15 protein-coding genes and 1 pseudogene are annotated in these 17,172 nt (G+C 56.0%); 11 read left to right on the top strand and 5 right to left on the bottom strand.

Annotation, left to right across the window (positions count from 1 at the left end; all coding sequences use genetic code 11):
- Positions 1-12 precede the first annotated feature (12 nt).
- Positions 13-777, bottom strand: a complete 765-nt coding sequence (rlmB, locus tag B5G37_RS11725) for a 23S rRNA (guanosine(2251)-2'-O)-methyltransferase RlmB (protein WP_087257750.1) — start codon at positions 775-777, stop codon at positions 13-15.
- Positions 778-1,062: 285 nt separating this feature from the next.
- Here rlmB and ftsH point away from each other — a divergent pair, with 285 nt between their 5' ends.
- From ftsH to B5G37_RS11705, 4 genes are all read left to right on the top strand, one after another.
- Positions 1,063-3,207 (top strand): ATP-dependent zinc metalloprotease FtsH, encoded by a 2,145-nt coding sequence (gene ftsH / locus B5G37_RS11720; protein WP_087257748.1) that lies wholly within the window; start codon positions 1,063-1,065, stop codon positions 3,205-3,207.
- A 155-nt stretch (positions 3,208-3,362) separates the two neighbouring features.
- Positions 3,363-3,716, top strand: a complete 354-nt coding sequence (locus B5G37_RS11715; RefSeq protein ID WP_087257745.1) for a metalloregulator ArsR/SmtB family transcription factor — start codon at positions 3,363-3,365, stop codon at positions 3,714-3,716.
- Between the two features lie 15 nt (positions 3,717-3,731).
- Complete coding sequence (locus B5G37_RS11710; RefSeq protein WP_087257742.1) at positions 3,732-3,950, top strand: heavy metal-associated domain-containing protein; 219 nt, start codon at positions 3,732-3,734, stop codon at positions 3,948-3,950.
- Between the two features lie 14 nt (positions 3,951-3,964).
- Complete coding sequence (locus tag B5G37_RS11705) at positions 3,965-5,818, top strand: heavy metal translocating P-type ATPase (protein WP_087257739.1); 1,854 nt, start codon at positions 3,965-3,967, stop codon at positions 5,816-5,818.
- A 42-nt stretch (positions 5,819-5,860) separates the two neighbouring features.
- Here B5G37_RS11705 and B5G37_RS11700 read toward each other — a convergent pair whose 3' ends face one another.
- Together B5G37_RS11700 and B5G37_RS11695 are read right to left on the bottom strand one after the other, a co-directional pair.
- Positions 5,861-6,058 carry a helix-turn-helix transcriptional regulator gene (locus B5G37_RS11700; protein WP_087257736.1) on the bottom strand — a complete coding sequence of 66 codons (198 nt, stop codon included), beginning with the start codon at positions 6,056-6,058 and terminating at the stop codon, positions 5,861-5,863.
- Positions 6,059-6,060: 2 nt separating this feature from the next.
- A complete protein-coding gene (locus B5G37_RS11695; RefSeq protein ID WP_242962879.1) occupies positions 6,061-6,357 on the bottom strand; it encodes a hypothetical protein in 297 nt (98 codons plus the stop codon).
- Positions 6,358-6,720: 363 nt separating this feature from the next.
- Here B5G37_RS11695 and feoB point away from each other — a divergent pair, with 363 nt between their 5' ends.
- From feoB to B5G37_RS11680, 4 genes are all read left to right on the top strand, one after another.
- Positions 6,721-9,138, top strand: a complete 2,418-nt coding sequence (feoB, locus tag B5G37_RS11690; RefSeq protein ID WP_087257731.1) for a ferrous iron transport protein B — start codon at positions 6,721-6,723, stop codon at positions 9,136-9,138.
- A gap of 10 nt (positions 9,139-9,148) precedes the next feature.
- Entirely contained in the window at positions 9,149-9,286 is a 138-nt protein-coding gene (locus B5G37_RS15030) for a FeoB-associated Cys-rich membrane protein (RefSeq protein WP_143482939.1), read from the top strand.
- 266 nt (positions 9,287-9,552) lie between these two features.
- The gene (locus B5G37_RS11685; RefSeq protein WP_087257728.1) at positions 9,553-10,449 is read left to right on the top strand and encodes a PRD domain-containing protein; all 897 of its coding nucleotides are present in this window, start codon (positions 9,553-9,555) and stop codon (positions 10,447-10,449) included.
- Entirely contained in the window at positions 10,449-12,542 is a 2,094-nt protein-coding gene (locus B5G37_RS11680) for a PTS transporter subunit IIABC (RefSeq protein ID WP_087257724.1), read from the top strand. The genes B5G37_RS11685 and B5G37_RS11680 overlap by 1 nt, the downstream gene beginning before the upstream one ends.
- Positions 12,543-12,627: 85 nt before the next feature.
- On the opposite strand, the gene B5G37_RS11675 is transcribed toward B5G37_RS11680, so the two are convergent.
- Entirely contained in the window at positions 12,628-12,882 is a 255-nt protein-coding gene (locus B5G37_RS11675; protein ID WP_087257721.1) for a hypothetical protein, read from the bottom strand.
- 64 nt (positions 12,883-12,946) lie between these two features.
- Positions 12,947-14,077: pseudogene (locus B5G37_RS11670) on the bottom strand (DUF4368 domain-containing protein); the annotation flags it as partial.
- Between the two features lie 96 nt (positions 14,078-14,173).
- On the opposite strand from B5G37_RS11670, the gene B5G37_RS11665 reads away from it, so the two are divergent.
- Genes B5G37_RS11665 through B5G37_RS11655 form a run of 3 tightly spaced genes read left to right on the top strand, consistent with a single transcriptional unit; the run spans position 14,174 to position 16,286 of the window.
- Positions 14,174-14,974, top strand: coding sequence for a helix-turn-helix transcriptional regulator (locus tag B5G37_RS11665; RefSeq protein WP_087257717.1), 801 nt, complete (start codon positions 14,174-14,176; stop codon positions 14,972-14,974).
- 41 nt (positions 14,975-15,015) lie between these two features.
- Positions 15,016-15,630 carry an NUDIX hydrolase gene (locus B5G37_RS11660; RefSeq protein ID WP_004613655.1) on the top strand — a complete coding sequence of 205 codons (615 nt, stop codon included), beginning with the start codon at positions 15,016-15,018 and terminating at the stop codon, positions 15,628-15,630.
- Between the two features lie 26 nt (positions 15,631-15,656).
- On the top strand, positions 15,657-16,286 hold the full coding sequence (locus B5G37_RS11655; protein WP_087257714.1) for an HAD family hydrolase: 630 nt from the start codon (positions 15,657-15,659) through the stop codon (positions 16,284-16,286).
- The last annotated feature ends 886 nt before the right edge of the window (positions 16,287-17,172 follow it).

Genomic DNA, 17,172 nt, shown 5'->3' with positions numbered 1-17,172 from the left:
ATCAAAGGTGCATCAGCTGCGCTGGCGCACAGCTTCATACAGCACCACAGCAGCGGCGGCGGAGGCATTGAGGGAGTTGACCTGACCCCGCATGGGAATGGACACCAAGAAGTCGCACTGCTCCCGTACCAGACGGCTCATGCCGTCCCCTTCACTGCCGATGACGATGGCGGCGGGTCCCTTCAAATCCGCCTGATACAGGCTGGTGGCGCCGTCGGCGGCGGTGCCGAACACCCAAAGACCTTCTTCCTTCAGCTCTTTGAGCAGAGCGGTAAGGTTGGCCACCCGGGCCACGGGCAGGTAGCTCACGGCACCGGCGGAGGTTTTTGCCACAATGGCGGTCAGGCCAGCCGAGCGGCGCTTGGGGATGATGACGCCATGGGCACCGGCGGCTTCGGCGGTACGGATGACAGCGCCCAGGTTGTGGGGATCGCTGAGCTCGTCGCACACCACCACCAGGGGGGCTTCTCCCTTGTCCCGGGCGGCTTGGAGGATGTCGGCCACACTGGCGTACTCTCGCACCGCCGCCACGGCAATGACGCCCTGGTGGGAGTGGGTGGCGCTCATGGCGTCCAGCTTGCGGCGGTCGGCTTCCACCACCACGATGCCCTTATTGCGGGCGGTGGAGGCGATGTGACCCAGGGTGGCGTCGGTCTCGCCCTTGGCGATGTAGATTTTATCCACGGCGGTACCAGCCCGCAGGGCCTCGATGACCGCGTTGCGGCCTTCGATAATGCCGTCGGCGGGGCTATTTTGTTCTCTTTGACGTTGGCGCATGTCTGCTGCTCCTTTTTCTTGTGTAATATCTATATGAAGGGAAATATGTCGTAGCTTTGACGTTACATTATATCACGGTTTTGCCGGATGAAAAAGAGGGAAAACGGAGAATCTAACGGAGAAATCCTGTTCAGTCATAGAAAGTTTACACCCAGGCCAAGAACATTTCTTGTTTTTGCCTTTCAGATGTGTTATACTTCTCGCAAATGGTGAAACGAAACCGTTTCAGGAGAAAAACGCCGGGCAATCTTACCCGGCTTGTGTGATTTTAAGGAGGACACCCCTATGGCGGGACCCAATGGACCCAATAATCAAAATGACAACAGAAAGCGACCATCCCTGGGCTTCATCGGCATTGTGGTGTGGGCCATTTTGCTGGTGGTGCTGCTCAACAGCTGCCTGGTGACCATGCGCTCGGCCAACACCATCACGGTGCCCTACTCCACCTTCCGGGAGTGGGTGGTCAGCGACTATGTGGACAAGGTGGAGATGGACAACTACGGGTACTACTTCACCTTGAAGGACGACGCAGCCCCCCTGCAAGAGTACAAGGATAAAATCAAAAATTCCGGCTCCACCAGCCTGAGCGTCAGCAACCTGCTGATGGACCAGCTTGGCAGCAACCAGAAAAACAAATTGAAGTTCCAGGCGGCCATGCCGCCGGTGGAGGACTCGGACATCATCAACCTGATGACCGAGCACGGGGTGGAGTACAAATCGGAAATGATCAGCAGCGAGCAGACCATGCTCTACGGCGTGCTCAGCTATGTGCTTCCCACCCTGATTCTGGTGGTGGCCATGGTCTTCCTCTACCGCTACATGTTCAAGAAGATGGGCGGCGGCGGTCTGGGCGGCCTGGGCGGCGTGGGCAAGGCCAACGCCAAGGTGTACGTGGAGAAATCCACCGGCGTCACCTTCCGGGACGTGGCAGGCCAGGACGAGGCCAAGGAGAGCCTGGAGGAGATCATCGACTTCCTCCACCATCCCCAGCGCTATACTGAGATCGGCGCCAAGCTGCCCAAGGGCGCACTGCTGGTGGGCCCTCCCGGTACCGGTAAGACCCTGCTGGCCAAGGCTGTGGCCGGTGAGGCCAACGTCCCCTTCTTCTCCATCTCTGGCTCCGACTTTGTGGAGATGTTCGTGGGCGTGGGCGCTTCCCGTGTCCGTGACCTGTTCAAAGAGGCCAACAAGATGGCCCCCTGTATCATCTTCATCGACGAGATCGACACCATCGGTAAGTCCCGTGACAACCGCATGGGCGGCAACGACGAGCGGGAGCAGACCCTGAACCAGCTGCTGGCTGAGCTGGACGGATTCGACCCCGGCAAGGGCATCATTGTCCTGGGCGCCACCAACCGTCCCGAGGTGCTGGATAAGGCTCTGCTGCGTCCCGGTCGGTTTGACCGACGCATCACCATCGACCGGCCCAACCTGGCTGGCCGTCTGGCCACCCTCCAGGTGCATACCCGGAAGATTCGTCTGGCTGAGGACGTGAACCTGAACAAGATCGCCCAGGCCACGGCCGGCTGCGTGGGCGCAGACCTGGCCAACCTGGTCAATGAGGCCGCCCTGCGGGCGGTGCGCCAGGGCCGCAAGGCGGTCAATCAGCAGGACCTGCTCACCTCCTTCGAGTTTGTCATCGCAGGCAGCGAGAAGAAGGGCACTGTACTCACCGAGCAGGAAAAGCGCATGATCGCCTACCACGAGGTGGGCCACGCTCTGGTGGCCCATAATCAGAAGGACAACGCCATGCCCGTGTCCAAGATCACCATCGTGCCCCACACCCAGGGCGCTCTGGGCTACACCCTCCACCTGCCTGAGGAAGAGAAGTTCCTCATGACTGAGGAGGACCTGCTGGCCGAGATCCGCACCCTGTTGGCGGGCCGTTCCGCCGAGGAAGTGGTGTTTGGCTCCCGCTCTTCCGGCGCGGCCAACGATATCGAGCGGGCCACCGACATCGCCCGCAAGATGGTGAGCATGTTCGGTATGAGCGACAAGTTCGGCATGATGGGCCTGGCCACGGTGCACAACCAGTACCTGGACGGTCAGATGGGCCTGACTTGTGCCCAGGATACCGCCGCTGGCATCGACGACGAGGTGCGGGCCATCATTGACCGCTGCCACAACGATGCCATCCAGATCTTGAAGGACAACCGGGAGCTGCTGGACAAGATCGCCGCCTACCTGCTGGAGAAGGAGACCATCACCGGTGCCGAGATGGTGGCTATTATCGAGGGCCGGGACCCCGCTCTGGCCGAGGTGACCCTGGATAGCAACATCGAGCCTCCCGCCCGGGCCATCCACATGGTCAGCGAGCCGGTGCCCATGCCTCCCGCCCCCTCTCAGGAGGAGCCGGAGCAGGACCAGGAGCCGGATCAAAAGCCCGAGGAGAAACCGGAGGAAGACGGGCCCCAGGAGCCCCAGGCATAAGAACTGCAAAAAGCGGATGCAGCATATAGCTGCATCCGTTTTTTGTAGCTGTCACAGAAGGAGATGGAAACGCAGCACACGCCCATTGACAGGTAAGACACAATGTGCTAATATATGAGCAGATGTTCATATATTAGCAAAAAGGAGGGAAAGCCATGGCCCAGCAAGAGATGGAATTGGGCAGCTGCTGCCACGGGGAAGTGGTGGAGCAACTGGGGGCGCACATGCCCTCGGATGAGTGCCTGTATGACGTGGCGGAGCTGTTCAAACTCTTTGGAGACTCCACCCGGATGAAGATTTTGTACGCCCTGTTTGAGTCGGAGCTGTGCGTGTGCCACATGGCCCAGCTGTTGGGGCTGACCCAGTCGGCGGTGTCCCACCAGCTGCGGGTGCTCAAAGGCGGGCGGCTGGTAAAGCCCCGCCGGGAGGGCAAGACGGTGTATTATTCCCTGGCCGATGACCATGTGCGCAAGATCATCGCCCAGGGCATGGAACATATCATGGAATAAGAGGGGGTATTTTGTATGAAAAAGGTATTCAAACTGGAGGAACTGGACTGCGCCAACTGCGCCCGCAAGATGGAGGATGCCATTGGCAAACTGCCTGGGGTGCACAGTGCGTCCATCAGCTTTATGACCCAGAAGTTGACCATCGAGGCCGAGGACGGACGCTTTGAAGAGATTGTGGCGGAGGCCCAGAAGTGCATCTCCCGGGTGGAGCGCCACTGCCGCATTGTCAAGTAAGGGTGTGAACAGCCATGACCAGACGGCATAAACAAGATTTGGCCCGCATCCTGGTGGCGGGCGTGCTGCTCGTTGGGGCGGTGCTTACCCCCGAGGCGTGGGGGCTGTGGCGGCTGCCCATCTTCCTCATCCCCTACTTTGTGGTGGGCTGGGATGTGCTGTGGGAGGCGGTGTGCAACATCGCCCACGGCGAGATTTTTGACGAAAACTTCCTCATGTGCGTGGCTACCCTGGGCGCTCTGGTGCTGGGAGAGTACGCCGAGGCGGTGGGGGTCATGCTCTTCTACCAGGTGGGCGAGCTGTTCCAGAGCATGGCGGTGAACAAATCCCGCCGCTCCATTGCCCAGCTCATGGACATTCGCCCCGACAGCGCCCATGTGCTGCGAAAGGGCAAAGAAGTGACTGTGGACCCGGATGAGGTCCAGGTGGGGGAGACTCTGGTGGTACGCCCGGGTGAGCGCATCGCCCTGGACGGCGTGGTGGTGGAGGGCGGCTCCTCTCTCGATACCGCTGCTCTCACCGGTGAGTCCGTACCTCGGGAAGTGGAGGAGGGCCAGGAGGTCAGCTCCGGCTGCGTCAACCTCACGGGACTGCTCCACATCGAGGTGACCCGACCCTTTGGCCAGTCCACCGTGGCTCGGATTTTGGAGCTGGTGGAGAACGCCGCCGCGAAAAAGGCGAAAGCCGAGCACTTTATCACTCGATTTGCACGGGTGTACACCCCGGCGGTGGTGCTGGGGGCTGCGGCCCTGGCCATTCTGGGCGGCCTAATTACCGGCCAGTGGGGGGAATGGGTGCGCCGCGCCCTTATCTTCCTGGTCATCTCCTGCCCCTGCGCCTTGGTAATTTCCATTCCCATGGCCTTCTTCGGCGGCATTGGCGGGGCATCCCGCCAGGGCGTGCTGGTGAAGGGAGGCAACTATCTGGAGTTGTTGGCTAAGACAAAGACGGTGGTCTTTGATAAAACCGGCACCCTCACCCAGGGCAAATTTGCCGTGGAGGAGCTGCACCCGGTGCAGGCAGGGGAGGAGGAGCCCCTGCTGCGGTGGGCGGCTCTGGCGGAGAGCCACTCCAACCACCCCATTGCCCAGTCCCTGCGCGCTGCCTGGGAGGGAGACGTGAAGGCCCACACCGTCACCGATGTGATGGAGATTCCCGGACGAGGGGTGTCCGCCCAGGTGGATGGGGTAAGCGTTTGGGCCGGAAACGCCAAATTTATGAAAGAACAGGGGTTAAACCCCTCGCAACATGTGTCGGTGGACACGGTGGTGCATGTGGCAGCCCAAGGAAAATATCTAGGCTATGTGCTCATTGCCGACCAGGTGAAGGCCCATGCTGCCGATACCATCGCCCGGCTCAAGGCCCAAGGGGTGCGCACGGTGATGCTCACTGGCGACACCCAGGCGGTAGGTGAGGACATGGCTCACCGGTTGGGGCTGGATGAGGTCCACGCCCAGCTGCTCCCTCAGGACAAGGTGGAGCGGCTGGAGCAGCTGTTGGAGCAAAAGCCCCAGGATTCCGTCCTGGCCTATGTGGGGGACGGGGTCAACGATGCCCCGGTGCTCTCACGGGCAGATGTGGGCATTGCCATGGGCGGTATGGGCTCGGATGCTGCCATTGAGGCCGCCGACGTGGTACTCATGGACGACGACCCCGCCAAGCTGCTCACCGCCATGGCCATTGCCCGCAAGTGTCGGGCCATCGTCATCCAGAACATCGTCTTTGCCCTGGGGGTAAAGGGGCTGTTCCTGCTCATGGGCGCCTTTGGCGTGGCCACCATGTGGGAGGCGGTGTTTGCTGACGTGGGAGTGGCGGTGATTGCCATTTTGAATGCCAGCCGGATGCTGTACCATAAGAAATCAGTATAAAAATATGTACCCCGCTTGCAGTTATGCTGCAAGCGGGGTTTTTTATGGGGTATCTGGAGTAAAAAGCTCATCCACAGTGACCTGCAACTCCCTGGCCAGATGAAATGCTAGGGACAAGGTTGGATCATACTTGTTATTTTCAATCGCATTGATGGTTTGCCGGGAAACACCACATTTTTTGGCCAATTCTTCTTGGGACAAGCCTAATTCCTTGCGCCTGCTCCGAATGATATTCTTCACGGTCAACCACCAAGCCTTTTTCGATAAAATAGGAGAGCAACAAAATAGATGATAGCGGCTATCTCCAGTTGAACAAAAGGATTTTGGGCCATGGGCTGTGCCCGTACAAAATTTTCAATTACATCCAGGATGTTGGCTCCCACCATGGCCAAGAGAGTAAACGAGCTGGCCTTCCAGACAATGATTTGGTTGCGTTCATCGCCTGGCATCAAGAGGGACACCAACATGAAAATGTCCAGTGAGGTAAATACCAATAAAACAACCAACAAAAAAATTATGGCTCCCAGTGGCATGTTCATGGTTCCTTTCCTCCTTTGATGTTGCAATAGAATGTAAAATACTTTTGACATTCTCATCATAACAGAGGGGAGTTAAAATGTCAAGAACTTTTGACATTCCGCACCGCACTTTCTGAGGCTCCCTTGTGTAAAGGGAGCTGTCACCGAAGGTGACTGAGGGATTGTTTCGGCTGGGTATGGAGAAAGAACAGACAAAACAGGACGGCTTGTTCCGTCAATCCCTCCGACCCGGCTGACACCGGGCCACCTCCCTTTACACAAGGGAGGCTTTTGGGTCCCTTTTTCGTACACTCCGCACATTGCAATTCCCAGTAGGAAGGTGTACAATACCACAGTTAGCATATGGAAACGAGGTGAAGGAGAATGGCAGAAACGAAGACAGACACCATTTCTCTGCAAAATTTACAGCCGGGGCAATCCGGAGTGATCCGGGCCATCAACAACCCCCGTGGACCGGTGAAGCGTCGGCTGGTGGATATGGGGTTGACCCCCGGCACCACGGTGACGGTGCGGAAGATTGCCCCCTTTGGCGACCCCATCGAGGTCAACCTCCGTGGGTATGAGCTGTCCTTGCGCAAGGAGGACGCGTGCAATATCCTCCTGTGCGCCCCTGGGGAGGAGCCCCACGGGACCCAGCCCCGCCACACCGCCCCGGATCGGGAGGCGGTGCGCCGCATGAGCGAGGCCCACGACCATCACCGCCGGGAGCACGGCGGCGGGCAGAAGGACGACCACGACGTGCGGGAGATGAAAATTGCCCTGGTGGGTAACCCCAACTGCGGCAAAACCACCCTGTTTAATGCCCTCACCGGCTCCAATCAGTACGTGGGCAACTGGCCCGGTGTGACGGTGGAGAAGAAAGAGGGCGTGGCCCGGGTAGATGGCCGGGATGTGACCATCGTAGACCTGCCCGGTATTTACTCCCTCTCCCCCTACTCCATGGAGGAGATTGTGGCCCGTGATTTTGTGGTGGGGGAGCACCCCGACGCCATCATCAACATTGTGGATGCCACCAATCTGGAGCGCAACCTGTACCTCACTGCCCAGCTTCTGGAGCTGGAGCGACCCATGGTCATTGCTCTGAACTTCATGGACGAGGTGGAAAAGCGGGGGGATAAGCTGGATTTGGTGCGCATTTCCCGGGCTTTGGGTGTGCCAGTCATCCCCATTACCGCCCGCACGGGTCAGAACATCCAGAAGCTGCTGGAGGAGGCCCACCATCAGATGCACACCGGCTTCACGGTGGAGCCCGACGATTTGTACGATGAGTACACCCACTACATCCACCACCAGGTGGACGCCCTCATCCATGACCGGGCCTACCAGGCGGGGATCCCTGCCCACTGGGCTTCCATCAAGCTCATTGAGGGGGATGAACTGGTGGAAAAGGCCCTGGGGCTGGACGAGGCCACCCGGTGGAAGGTGGACCGCATCGCCCAGCAGTATGAACAGGCCTACCCCCTGGGTGACCGGGAGACCCTCATTGCCGACGCCCGCTACCGCTTCATTCAGCGGGTGGTGAAGGTGGGCATTCAGCGGGGCCAACCCTTGGGCACCATGACCCTCTCGGATAAGATTGACGCCATTGTCACCCACCGTCTGCTGGCGGTGCCGGTGTTTTTGGTGATGATGCTGGCCCTGTTCGGCATCATCTTTGGCCCCGGCCAGATTCTGGCCGACGGGGTGGACTATTTCTTCAACGACTGGCTGGCCGGTGTGGTCACCGCTCTGCTGGAGCAGGCGGGCACCGCACCCTGGGTCACCTCTCTGCTGGTGGGTGGCATTCTGTCCGGTGTGGGCGGCGTGCTGGTGTTTTTGCCCCAGATCGCCCTGTTGTTCCTGTTTTTGTCCTTCCTGGAGGACTCGGGCTACATGGCCCGGGCGGCCTTCATTATGGACCGGGTGCTGCGCCGGTTCGGCCTGTCCGGCAAGGCGTTTATCCCCATGCTCATGGGCTTTGGCTGCACGGTGCCCGCCATTATGGGCGCTCGTACCATGGAAAATGAGAAGGACCGGCGCATGACTATGATGCTGGTGCCCTTCATGTCCTGTTCCGCCCGTCTGCCGGTGTACGGCCTATTGACGGCGGCCTTCTTCCCCAAGCATGCAGGGCTGGTGATTTTTTCCCTGTACGTGCTGGGCCTTCTGTGCGCCATTGTCTCCGGCATCCTCCTGCGCCACACCATGTTCAAGGGTGAGCCCGCCGCCTTCGTATTGGAGCTGCCCCCCTACCGTCTGCCCACCGCCCGTAACTGCCTGATGCACGTGTGGGAGCGGGTGAAGGGCTTCCTGGTGAAGGCAGGTACCCTCATCTTGGCCATGAGCGTGGTGCTGTGGTTCCTCCAGAGCTTCGGCGTGTCCTCCCACGGTCTGGTGATGGTGGAGGACCCCGGTCACTCCATGCTGGGTACCATCGGTTCTCTGCTGGCCCCCGTGTTCGGGCCTCTGGGCTTTGGCACCTGGCAGGCAGCGGTGGCCATTCTCACCGGCCTTGTGGCCAAGGAGGCGGTGGTGTCCACCCTGTGCCTGCTCTACGGCGTGTCGACCCTGGACGCCGGGGCCACGGTGGCAGCTGCCCTGTCTGGCACCTTCCACACCCCCGTGGCGGCCTATGCCTTTTTGGTGTTCATCCTGCTCTACGTCCCCTGTGTGGCGGCGGTGTCCACCATGCTGCGGGAGATGGGCAGCGTGAAGTGGACTCTGCGTTCGGTACTCTGGCAGCTGGCGGCAGCTTGGCTGGTGTCTTTTGTGGTGTTCCAAGTGGGAATGCTGCTGTTTTAAGGAGTTTAGTATGAAATATGTGATTTATGCCCTGATTGTTCTGTTGGTGGTATGGGCGGTGTGGTACCTCATTCGCACCGTCCGCCGCCAGCTCAAGGGGCAGTGCTGCGGTTGCTCGGGAGACTGCTCTCGGTGCGGGAAAAAGTAGCAGACACGGGCGCATCTACGTGAGGTGCGCCCGTGTTTTTTCACAAATTTGCCCCCTATGAATCTGTGGGGGGTGACAAAAGTACGCGACTGCAACGATTCTTCCTTGACAAAACCATGGCAGTGAGCTATTCTGTCCCTGGACAATTTCAAAGGGACTTGTGACTGGTCAAGCAGGCAAGATCAAACCGATGCAGTGGAACGTTAGGTTCATATGGCACTGTGTGGTTTGGTCTTTTTATTTTTTCTAGAGAGAGGGTGAGGTACATGGAAAACGTCCCGTCGTCCACGCAGTCCCCTAAGGGGTACCGCATTGTGAGGGCCATCGGCAACAATTTTGTGTGTGCCAAGGATTCAAGCGGCCACGAGGTGGTGCTGCGTGGGCCTGGTATCGGCTTCAAAAAGGAACCGGGGGACGTGGTAGCCCCCTCCCGGGTGGAAAAGGTGTACGCCCTGCAAGATCACAGCCAGTCCCAACGCCTGACCCAGCTGATGGTGGAGCTGCCTCCGGAATACCTGGAGGTGAGCACCCAAATCATCGAGAGCGCCGAGCGGCAGCTGCAACGCCGTCTGTCGGGGAATGTGTACATTACCCTCACCGACCACATTTCCTTTGCCATGCAGCGGCACAAAAACGGCGTGTACTACCCCAACCAGCTGTTGTGGGAGATCAAGACCTTCTACGCCCAGGAGTACGAGGTGGGAGAGATGGCCTTGGAGATCATCGAGAGCGCGTTGGGGGTGCGACTGCCCGAGGACGAGGCGGGCTTCATCGCCCTGCATATCGTCAACGCTCAGTTGGATGGGCGCATGTCGGACATGGTGCGCATCACCGAGCTGGTGCGGGAGATCATGGCGGAGGTGGCGGAGTTCTACGGGGCTGCGCCTTGCCAGCAAGGGCTGGACTACGAGCGGCTGATCACCCACTTGAAATTCTTGGGTCAGCGGCTGGCGCGCCCCAGACCCCAGGCCCGGGAGGATGCCACCTTCCAGGGCATGATCCGGCAGCACTATCCCCAGGCTTTTGACTGCGCCCTGCGGGTGCGGGATCGGCTCAAGCGGGTGTTTGACCTGGACTTGCCCGGCGAGGAACTCACCTTTTTGACCGTCCACTTACAACGACTGGCCCTGGCCATGGGCCAAGCTAAGGAGGAGAATTTCTGATGAAAGACAAAGTATTCGGCGTATTGCAGCGGGTGGGCCGCTCCTTTATGCTCCCCATCGCCATTTTGCCCGTGGCAGGTTTGTTCCTGGGCATTGGCGGCTCCTTTACCAACACCACCATGCTGGAGACCTACGGCCTGATGGGCATTATGGGCCCCGGCACCTTCATCTATGCCATTTTGCAGGTGCTCAACGCCGCCGGTTCGGTGGTGTTTAACAACCTGCCCCTCATCTTCGCCATGGGCGTGGCCATCGGTATGGCCAAGCAGGAGAAGGAAGTGGCGGCCCTGTCGGCAGCCATCGCCTTCTTTGTCATGCATGCCACCATCGGGGCTATGATCAACGCCTTTGGCGCCCCCGAGCTGTCCGGCGCCACCACCACTGTGGTGGGCCTGAACTCCCTGCAAATGGGCGTGTTCGGCGGTATCATGGTGGGCCTGGGCGTGGCCGCGCTGCACAACCGGTTCTTTAAAATCCAACTGCCTCAGGTTCTGTCCTTCTTCAGTGGCACCCGCTTTGTCCCCATCATCTCCTCTGCCACCTACCTGGTGGTGGGCATCGCCATGTACTACATCTGGCCCACCATCCAGATCGGCATCAACCATCTGGGCGGCTTTGTGCTGGCCAGTGGATACGGCGGCACCTGGCTGTACGGCTTCATTGAGCGTGCTCTGATTCCCTTCGGTCTGCACCACGTGTTCTACATCCCCTTCTGGCAGACCGCCGTGGGCGGCACCGCCATGGTGGGCGGACAGCTCATCGAGGGTGCCCAGAACATCTTCTTTGCCGAGCTGGCCACCCCCGGCATCGAGCACTTCTCCGTGGCTGCTACCCGCTTTATGAGCGGTAAGTTCCCCCTGATGATCTTCGGTCTGCCCGGTGCTGCTCTGGCTATGTACCGTTGCGCTCGGCCTGAGAATCGTAAAGTGGTGGGCGGTCTGCTGCTCTCCGCTGCTCTGACCTCTATGATCACCGGTATCACCGAGCCTCTGGAGTTCACCTTCCTCTTTGTGGCTCCTGTCATGTACATCGTCCACTGTGTGTTTGCCGGCGCTGCCTACATGCTCATGCACATCTTCAACGTGGGCGTGGGTATGACCTTCTCCGGCGGCCTCATCGACCTGACCTTGTTTGGTATTCTCCAGGGCAACGACAAGACCAGCTGGATCTGGGTGGTCATCGTGGGTGTGTTCTACTTCGTGGCATACTTCCTGGTGTTCTCCTTCATGATTAAGAAGTTCAACTACATGACCCCCGGCCGTGAGGAGAACGCCGACGAGATCAAGCTCTACACCCGTCAGGACGTGGATGCCCAGAAAAAGGGCGGCGACAACGGCGCCAAGGGCGGCAGTGACGACGCTCTGAGCGCTGAGATCGTCCGCGGTCTGGGCGGTAAGGACAACATCTCCGACGTGGACTGTTGCATCACCCGTCTGCGCTGCACCGTCAAGGATGGGGCCAAGGTGGACCAGGCGGTTCTGAAGGCCACCGGTGCCTCCGGTGTCATCACCGCCGGTAAGGGCGTGCAGATCGTGTACGGCCCCCGGGTGTCCGTTATCCGCTCCAATGTGGAGGCCTATCTGGCCAACTATCAGGAGCCTGCTGCCCAGGAGAGTGACGCTCCGGCCGCTCCCACTGTGAAGGGCGGCATGGTGTCCAGCCCCTTCACCGGCAAGGTAATGCCCGTGACCGAAGTGGGCGACGGCGTGTTTTCCGAGAAGATGGTGGGCGACGGCTTTGCCGTGGAGCCCGAGGACGACAAGGTGTACGCCCCCGCCGACGGCGAGGTGACCATGGTCTTTGACACCAAGCACGCCTTCACCATCCAGACCGACGGCGGCCTGGAAGTGCTGGTGCACATGGGCATTGACACGGTGCAGCTCCAGGGTAAGCCCTTTATGCTCACCATCCGAGAGGGCGACAAGGTACGCCGTGGTGAGGTCATCGGCACCATGGACCGCAAGGCCATCCAGGAGGCCGGCTACCGCACCATCACCCCCGTGGTGGTGGGCAACGTGGACGACTTCGACACCTGCCAGCTGGTGGCCCAGGGCCAGGTGGAGCACGGCACCGACGTGCTGGACGTGCACTAAAAACTCCATAGAGATATCAGAAAAGGAGCGCCGCAGCTGCGGCGCTCCTTTTTGCATTAGTAGGCTTGGCAGATCAAATTCTTTGTTAATAGAGCCGCCAGAGCCATTCGATATCGGGGAAAGCCAAATGAGCTAAAAAACCAATCAGAACAACGGCAACCAATGCGAGGAATATACACCCTGCTATCTCCATAATTTTCTTGAATGCTGCTTTTCCGTTTTCGATGTCCAAATAAATGGATGTAACTCTCTCGTCTGTCATGTTTTTTTCCCGCACATCCTGAACATCAACGCCTTTTACCAATTCATCTAAGGTCAAATTGAAATAGTCACTTAGCATAACTAATCGTTCAAAATCAGGGTAGGATTGGCCGGTATCACATAGTTAAAGATATTGGTATCATTCAATCAATTTTGCCGATAAAGCGGTAGAAGATTTCTACCTCCTGTTCCCGGCTTCCGTCCTCACCTTTGACCGCTTCATGGACAACGATTTTTTCAATCAGCGTATTCAAAAGTTCGGCGGTCAGTTCCGTTGGATTGACGCACTCTTTCATCAAGGCAATCCATTTTTCTGCGTCTGCGGCGTTCTGGCTTTCAGTGGCGATAGCGGATTGAAGCCGCTCAATCTTTGCGTCCAGTTCAGCCTGTTCGCTTTGGTACTTCCCGGACAGCATAGAGAAGTTGTATTCCGTGATACGCCCCGCCGCCCAGTCCTCATACATCCGAGCAAACAGGGTATCAACTTCGGATTTCCGCTTCTCTGCCTTTTTCAGTTCGGCGGCCTGCTTCTTTCTTGCGGCGGCCTGTCCCTTGTCATTGGCGTTTAACAGCCGCTTCAAGAGCCGTTCTTCATTATGCTGTACCAGCCCCGACCAGTATTGCAGACGGGAGAGGACATAGGCGTAAAGCACATCATAGCGGATATAGTGCATGGAGCATTGGCGTGTGCCCTGTCCGTACTTGCTACAATGATAATGACCGTAAGGCTTGCTGTTCTGCCTGTTCTCCCCATAGGACAACGACCAGCCGCAATCCGCACATTTTACCAATCCGGAAAAAATCTGCGTCGTACCATCCTTGCACTTCCTGCGGCGGTTTGCTATCTGCTCCTGTACCTGCCGGAAAACCTGTTCGCTGATAATCGGCTCCTGCGTGTCCTCCACCCGCACCCATTCACTTTGGGGCTTGCGTATCCTCCGCTTGTTCTTAAAAGAAATGTTTGTTTCCCGGTAGTGGATGGTATGACCGATATAGGTTTCGTCTTTCATAATGCTCTTGACCTGCGCTATCGTCCATGCGTAGCTTTTTTCCTCCGGCGCACCCGCATAGATGTTTGCGAAAGTCCCGTCACGCTGGAAGTTGATAAATCCCGGCGTAGGAACCTTTTCCTCAATCAGTATTCTTGTGATACTGGCCGCCCCTCTGCCATGAAAGGCAAGGTCAAAAATCTTCTCCACTATCCAGCGAGTTTCCTCGTCGATTATCAGCTTGTTTTTGATTTCCGGGTGTTTCCTGTACCCGATGGGAGCATAAGTCTACACGAAAAAATGCAATTCCCGGAATTTTGCGAGAATTGCATTTTTGCAATCATTCTGTATAATGGAAGTATGCGGAGGAGGTGCGTGTTTATGGCTTTACCCGGAACACTCGGACAACGGATTTCCGATTTATGTAACGGGAACCACATCACACAAAAGGAACTTGCGGAGAAGATAGGCGTTTCCGCTTCCCAGTTGAGCCGCATTGTCAGCGGCGAAACGAGAACGGTCAGCAGTGATATTCTCATAGGTGTGGCAAAGGAATTTAAGGTGTCGACAGACTACATACTGGGCTTGTCTACCGTGAGCGTTCGTAAAAGCTACGATATTTCTGAATTAGGCTTGTCCGAGGGAGCCGTAAGAGGGCTTGTGACGGGTGCTGTTGATGTGCAAATCCTCAATCGCCTGTTGGAACACAGGAATTTTCCCAAGCTGATAGATTTGATATGGATTTATTTTCAGGACACGGCGGCAAAGGGCATAACAGCAAGAAACCAGCTTATCGAGATAGCAACGGCTTCCCTGTCCGACCTGATGAAAGAACACCCGGAACACCGGGTGGAAGCAAAGCAGGATTTACAGCTTTTGAACGCCCAGAAGATGGGGGAACATGAAGCGGAGATTGAGAAAATCAAAAATGTGTTCCTGGCTATCCTGCGGGACATTAAGAAAGATATTGACAACGGGGAACAACCGGGGGAAGCTGTGACTGCCGCTATGTTCCAAACCATGCGGGACGCACTGGCGGAGCAGAAACAGAAACCGCTTTCCATTGACGATGTAACGGCGATGATAGCCGGACAGATCGGACAGCTTGCACCGATGGATGAAGAAACTGCCGACTTGTTCCAAAAGTTGTTAAAGAAAGTGATGAACCAAAAAAATGACTGATATTTTATCAGAGAAAATCGCAGTAGCAAGGGAGGATAACCATGAAAGAACAATGGCTGGAATGGGCAATAGAATTACAGAGTCTTGCACAAGCAGGATTGACCTATGGAAAAGACATTTTTGATAGAGAACGCTATGAAAGGATACGGGAAATTTCTGCTGAGATAATGGCATATAAGACAGATATACCCGTTCAAAAAGCGAAAGACCTTTTCTGTAATGAAACAGGATACCAGACGCCAAAACTTGATACCAGAGCCGCTATTTTTCAAAATGGAAAAATTCTTCTTGTTAAAGAGAATAGCGGAAAATGGTCACTTCCCGGAGGTTGGGTTGATGTAAATGTGTCTGTCAAAGAAAATACTATTAAGGAGGTCAAAGAAGAAGCGGGCTTAGATGTAACTGCTGATAAAGTGATTGCAATTCAAGACCGCTCTAAACATAACTTGCCAGTATATGCTTATGGCGTATGTAAAATATTTGTACTTTGCACCATTATCGGAGGTGCCTTCAAAGAAAATATAGAAACTACGGGCTTTGCATATTTTTCAGAAAATGAACTGCCGGAACTGGCCACGGAAAAGAATAATGAAGAGCAAGTAAAAATGTGTTTTGAAGCATATCGAACCAAAAACTGGTCAACTCTTTTTGATTAGACCGAGGGAAAAGGAGGAACAGTCCTATGGCTTATAAGCAGATTGTTTTTGATGTAGACGGAACTCTGATTGATACAGAATATGCCGTCATTCATTCTTTGCAAGATACTATAAGAGCAATAAACGGAAAGATAATCTCCGATAAAGAATTAACATTTGCTTTAGGAATTACCGGCGAAAATGCTTTGCGGCGTTTAGGAGTGAGTGATATAGCGTCAGCACTATCCATGTGGGACAAAAACATGGAAAAATACAGGGACACGATTACTGTATTTCACGGGATAAAAGAATTGCTTGAGACTATTTCGGAATTAAAATTAGGCATAGGCATTGTTACCTCTAAAACCCATGAAGAATTTAGAAGCGATTTTCAGAAATTTGATATATCATCTTACTTTGAAACCGTAGTCTGTGCTGATGATACGCTACAACACAAACCAGAACCAGACCCGCTTTTGAAATATATGGAATGGACAAAATGTCAAGCAAATGAGTTACTGTACATTGGCGATAGTATCTACGACATGCAGTGCGCTAAACATGCAAATGTAAACTTTGGATTAGCAAAATGGGGTGCTGGAAATAGAGTGAATGCTCAAAAAGCATTCTGTACTCCTTTTGATTTAGCCAAAAGTCTTGCTTTAACAAAAAGCTAATACTTGATACAAGCAAGTAGCAAAGCCAGCCGAGCCAGTCAACGGTCAAGATGAACGGCGCATTTCATGCGCCGCCGTTGACAGTCACGCCCGTCTTTGCTAAAGGGTAATCAAGGCGGGAAAGCCCTAAAATGGCTTCCCGCCCATTTCAATTTTTAGAAAAGGAACGCTCCAAAATCAGAAAGAGAGTGGCCAAGCACTTTGCGGGATTGGCCGCCTTGTCCACCCATTCAGCGGGACGGCGGGTGGCGGTCAAGACCGGGTGCAAACCCGTTCATTTCAGTCTTGACGGTTGCCCGCTGTCCTGCTATTTTTCCGGGAGTGTGGCCACAACTTCGGGACACTTTGTCCACAAGTCGGAGCGTAGGACGAGGGACGGGGGCGTTCATATACGCCCTGTCTGCTGTCGAAAACAGACCTGCGCTTGCGGCTCCACGCCACGCAAGCACAGCCCTGTTTTCCTGCCGCTTCAAATGCCCTTGCCCTCCCCGGCGGCAACGGCATTTTCACGGCAACGCCGACAGAGCGTATAACACACTACACTTTGCTTCGCAAAGTCGTGTGCCAAATGGGGGCGTTGCCCCCTTTGGAAACCCCCACAAGAAAAGGCGGTACGCTACCCCTCCACGGGTCGCATACCGCCTTTTCTTGTTATCCAGTCCTCCGGCTGTATCGGTTGAGCAAAAGTCAGCGTGGGATTGGTGTGGTATCTTTATCTAAGTGATACCCCCGATTCCCATTTGGAAATGGTTTGTCTTGAGACTTGAAGTATAGTGGCTCAGTTGTCAAGACAAAAATCTAAGATTTTTATAATGAACTGATACGGTGGATAAGTTACAGGGATGAGGTATAGGACGGTGGAATACTCCCATTCCCATATATGCTA

It is taken from the genome of Pseudoflavonifractor sp. An85, from assembly GCF_002161235.1.
Classification (GTDB): Bacteria; Bacillota; Clostridia; order Oscillospirales; family Oscillospiraceae; genus Enterenecus.
The sequence above is the reverse complement of the archived record's forward strand: the minus strand, read 5'-3'. Positions and strand labels throughout refer to the sequence as shown.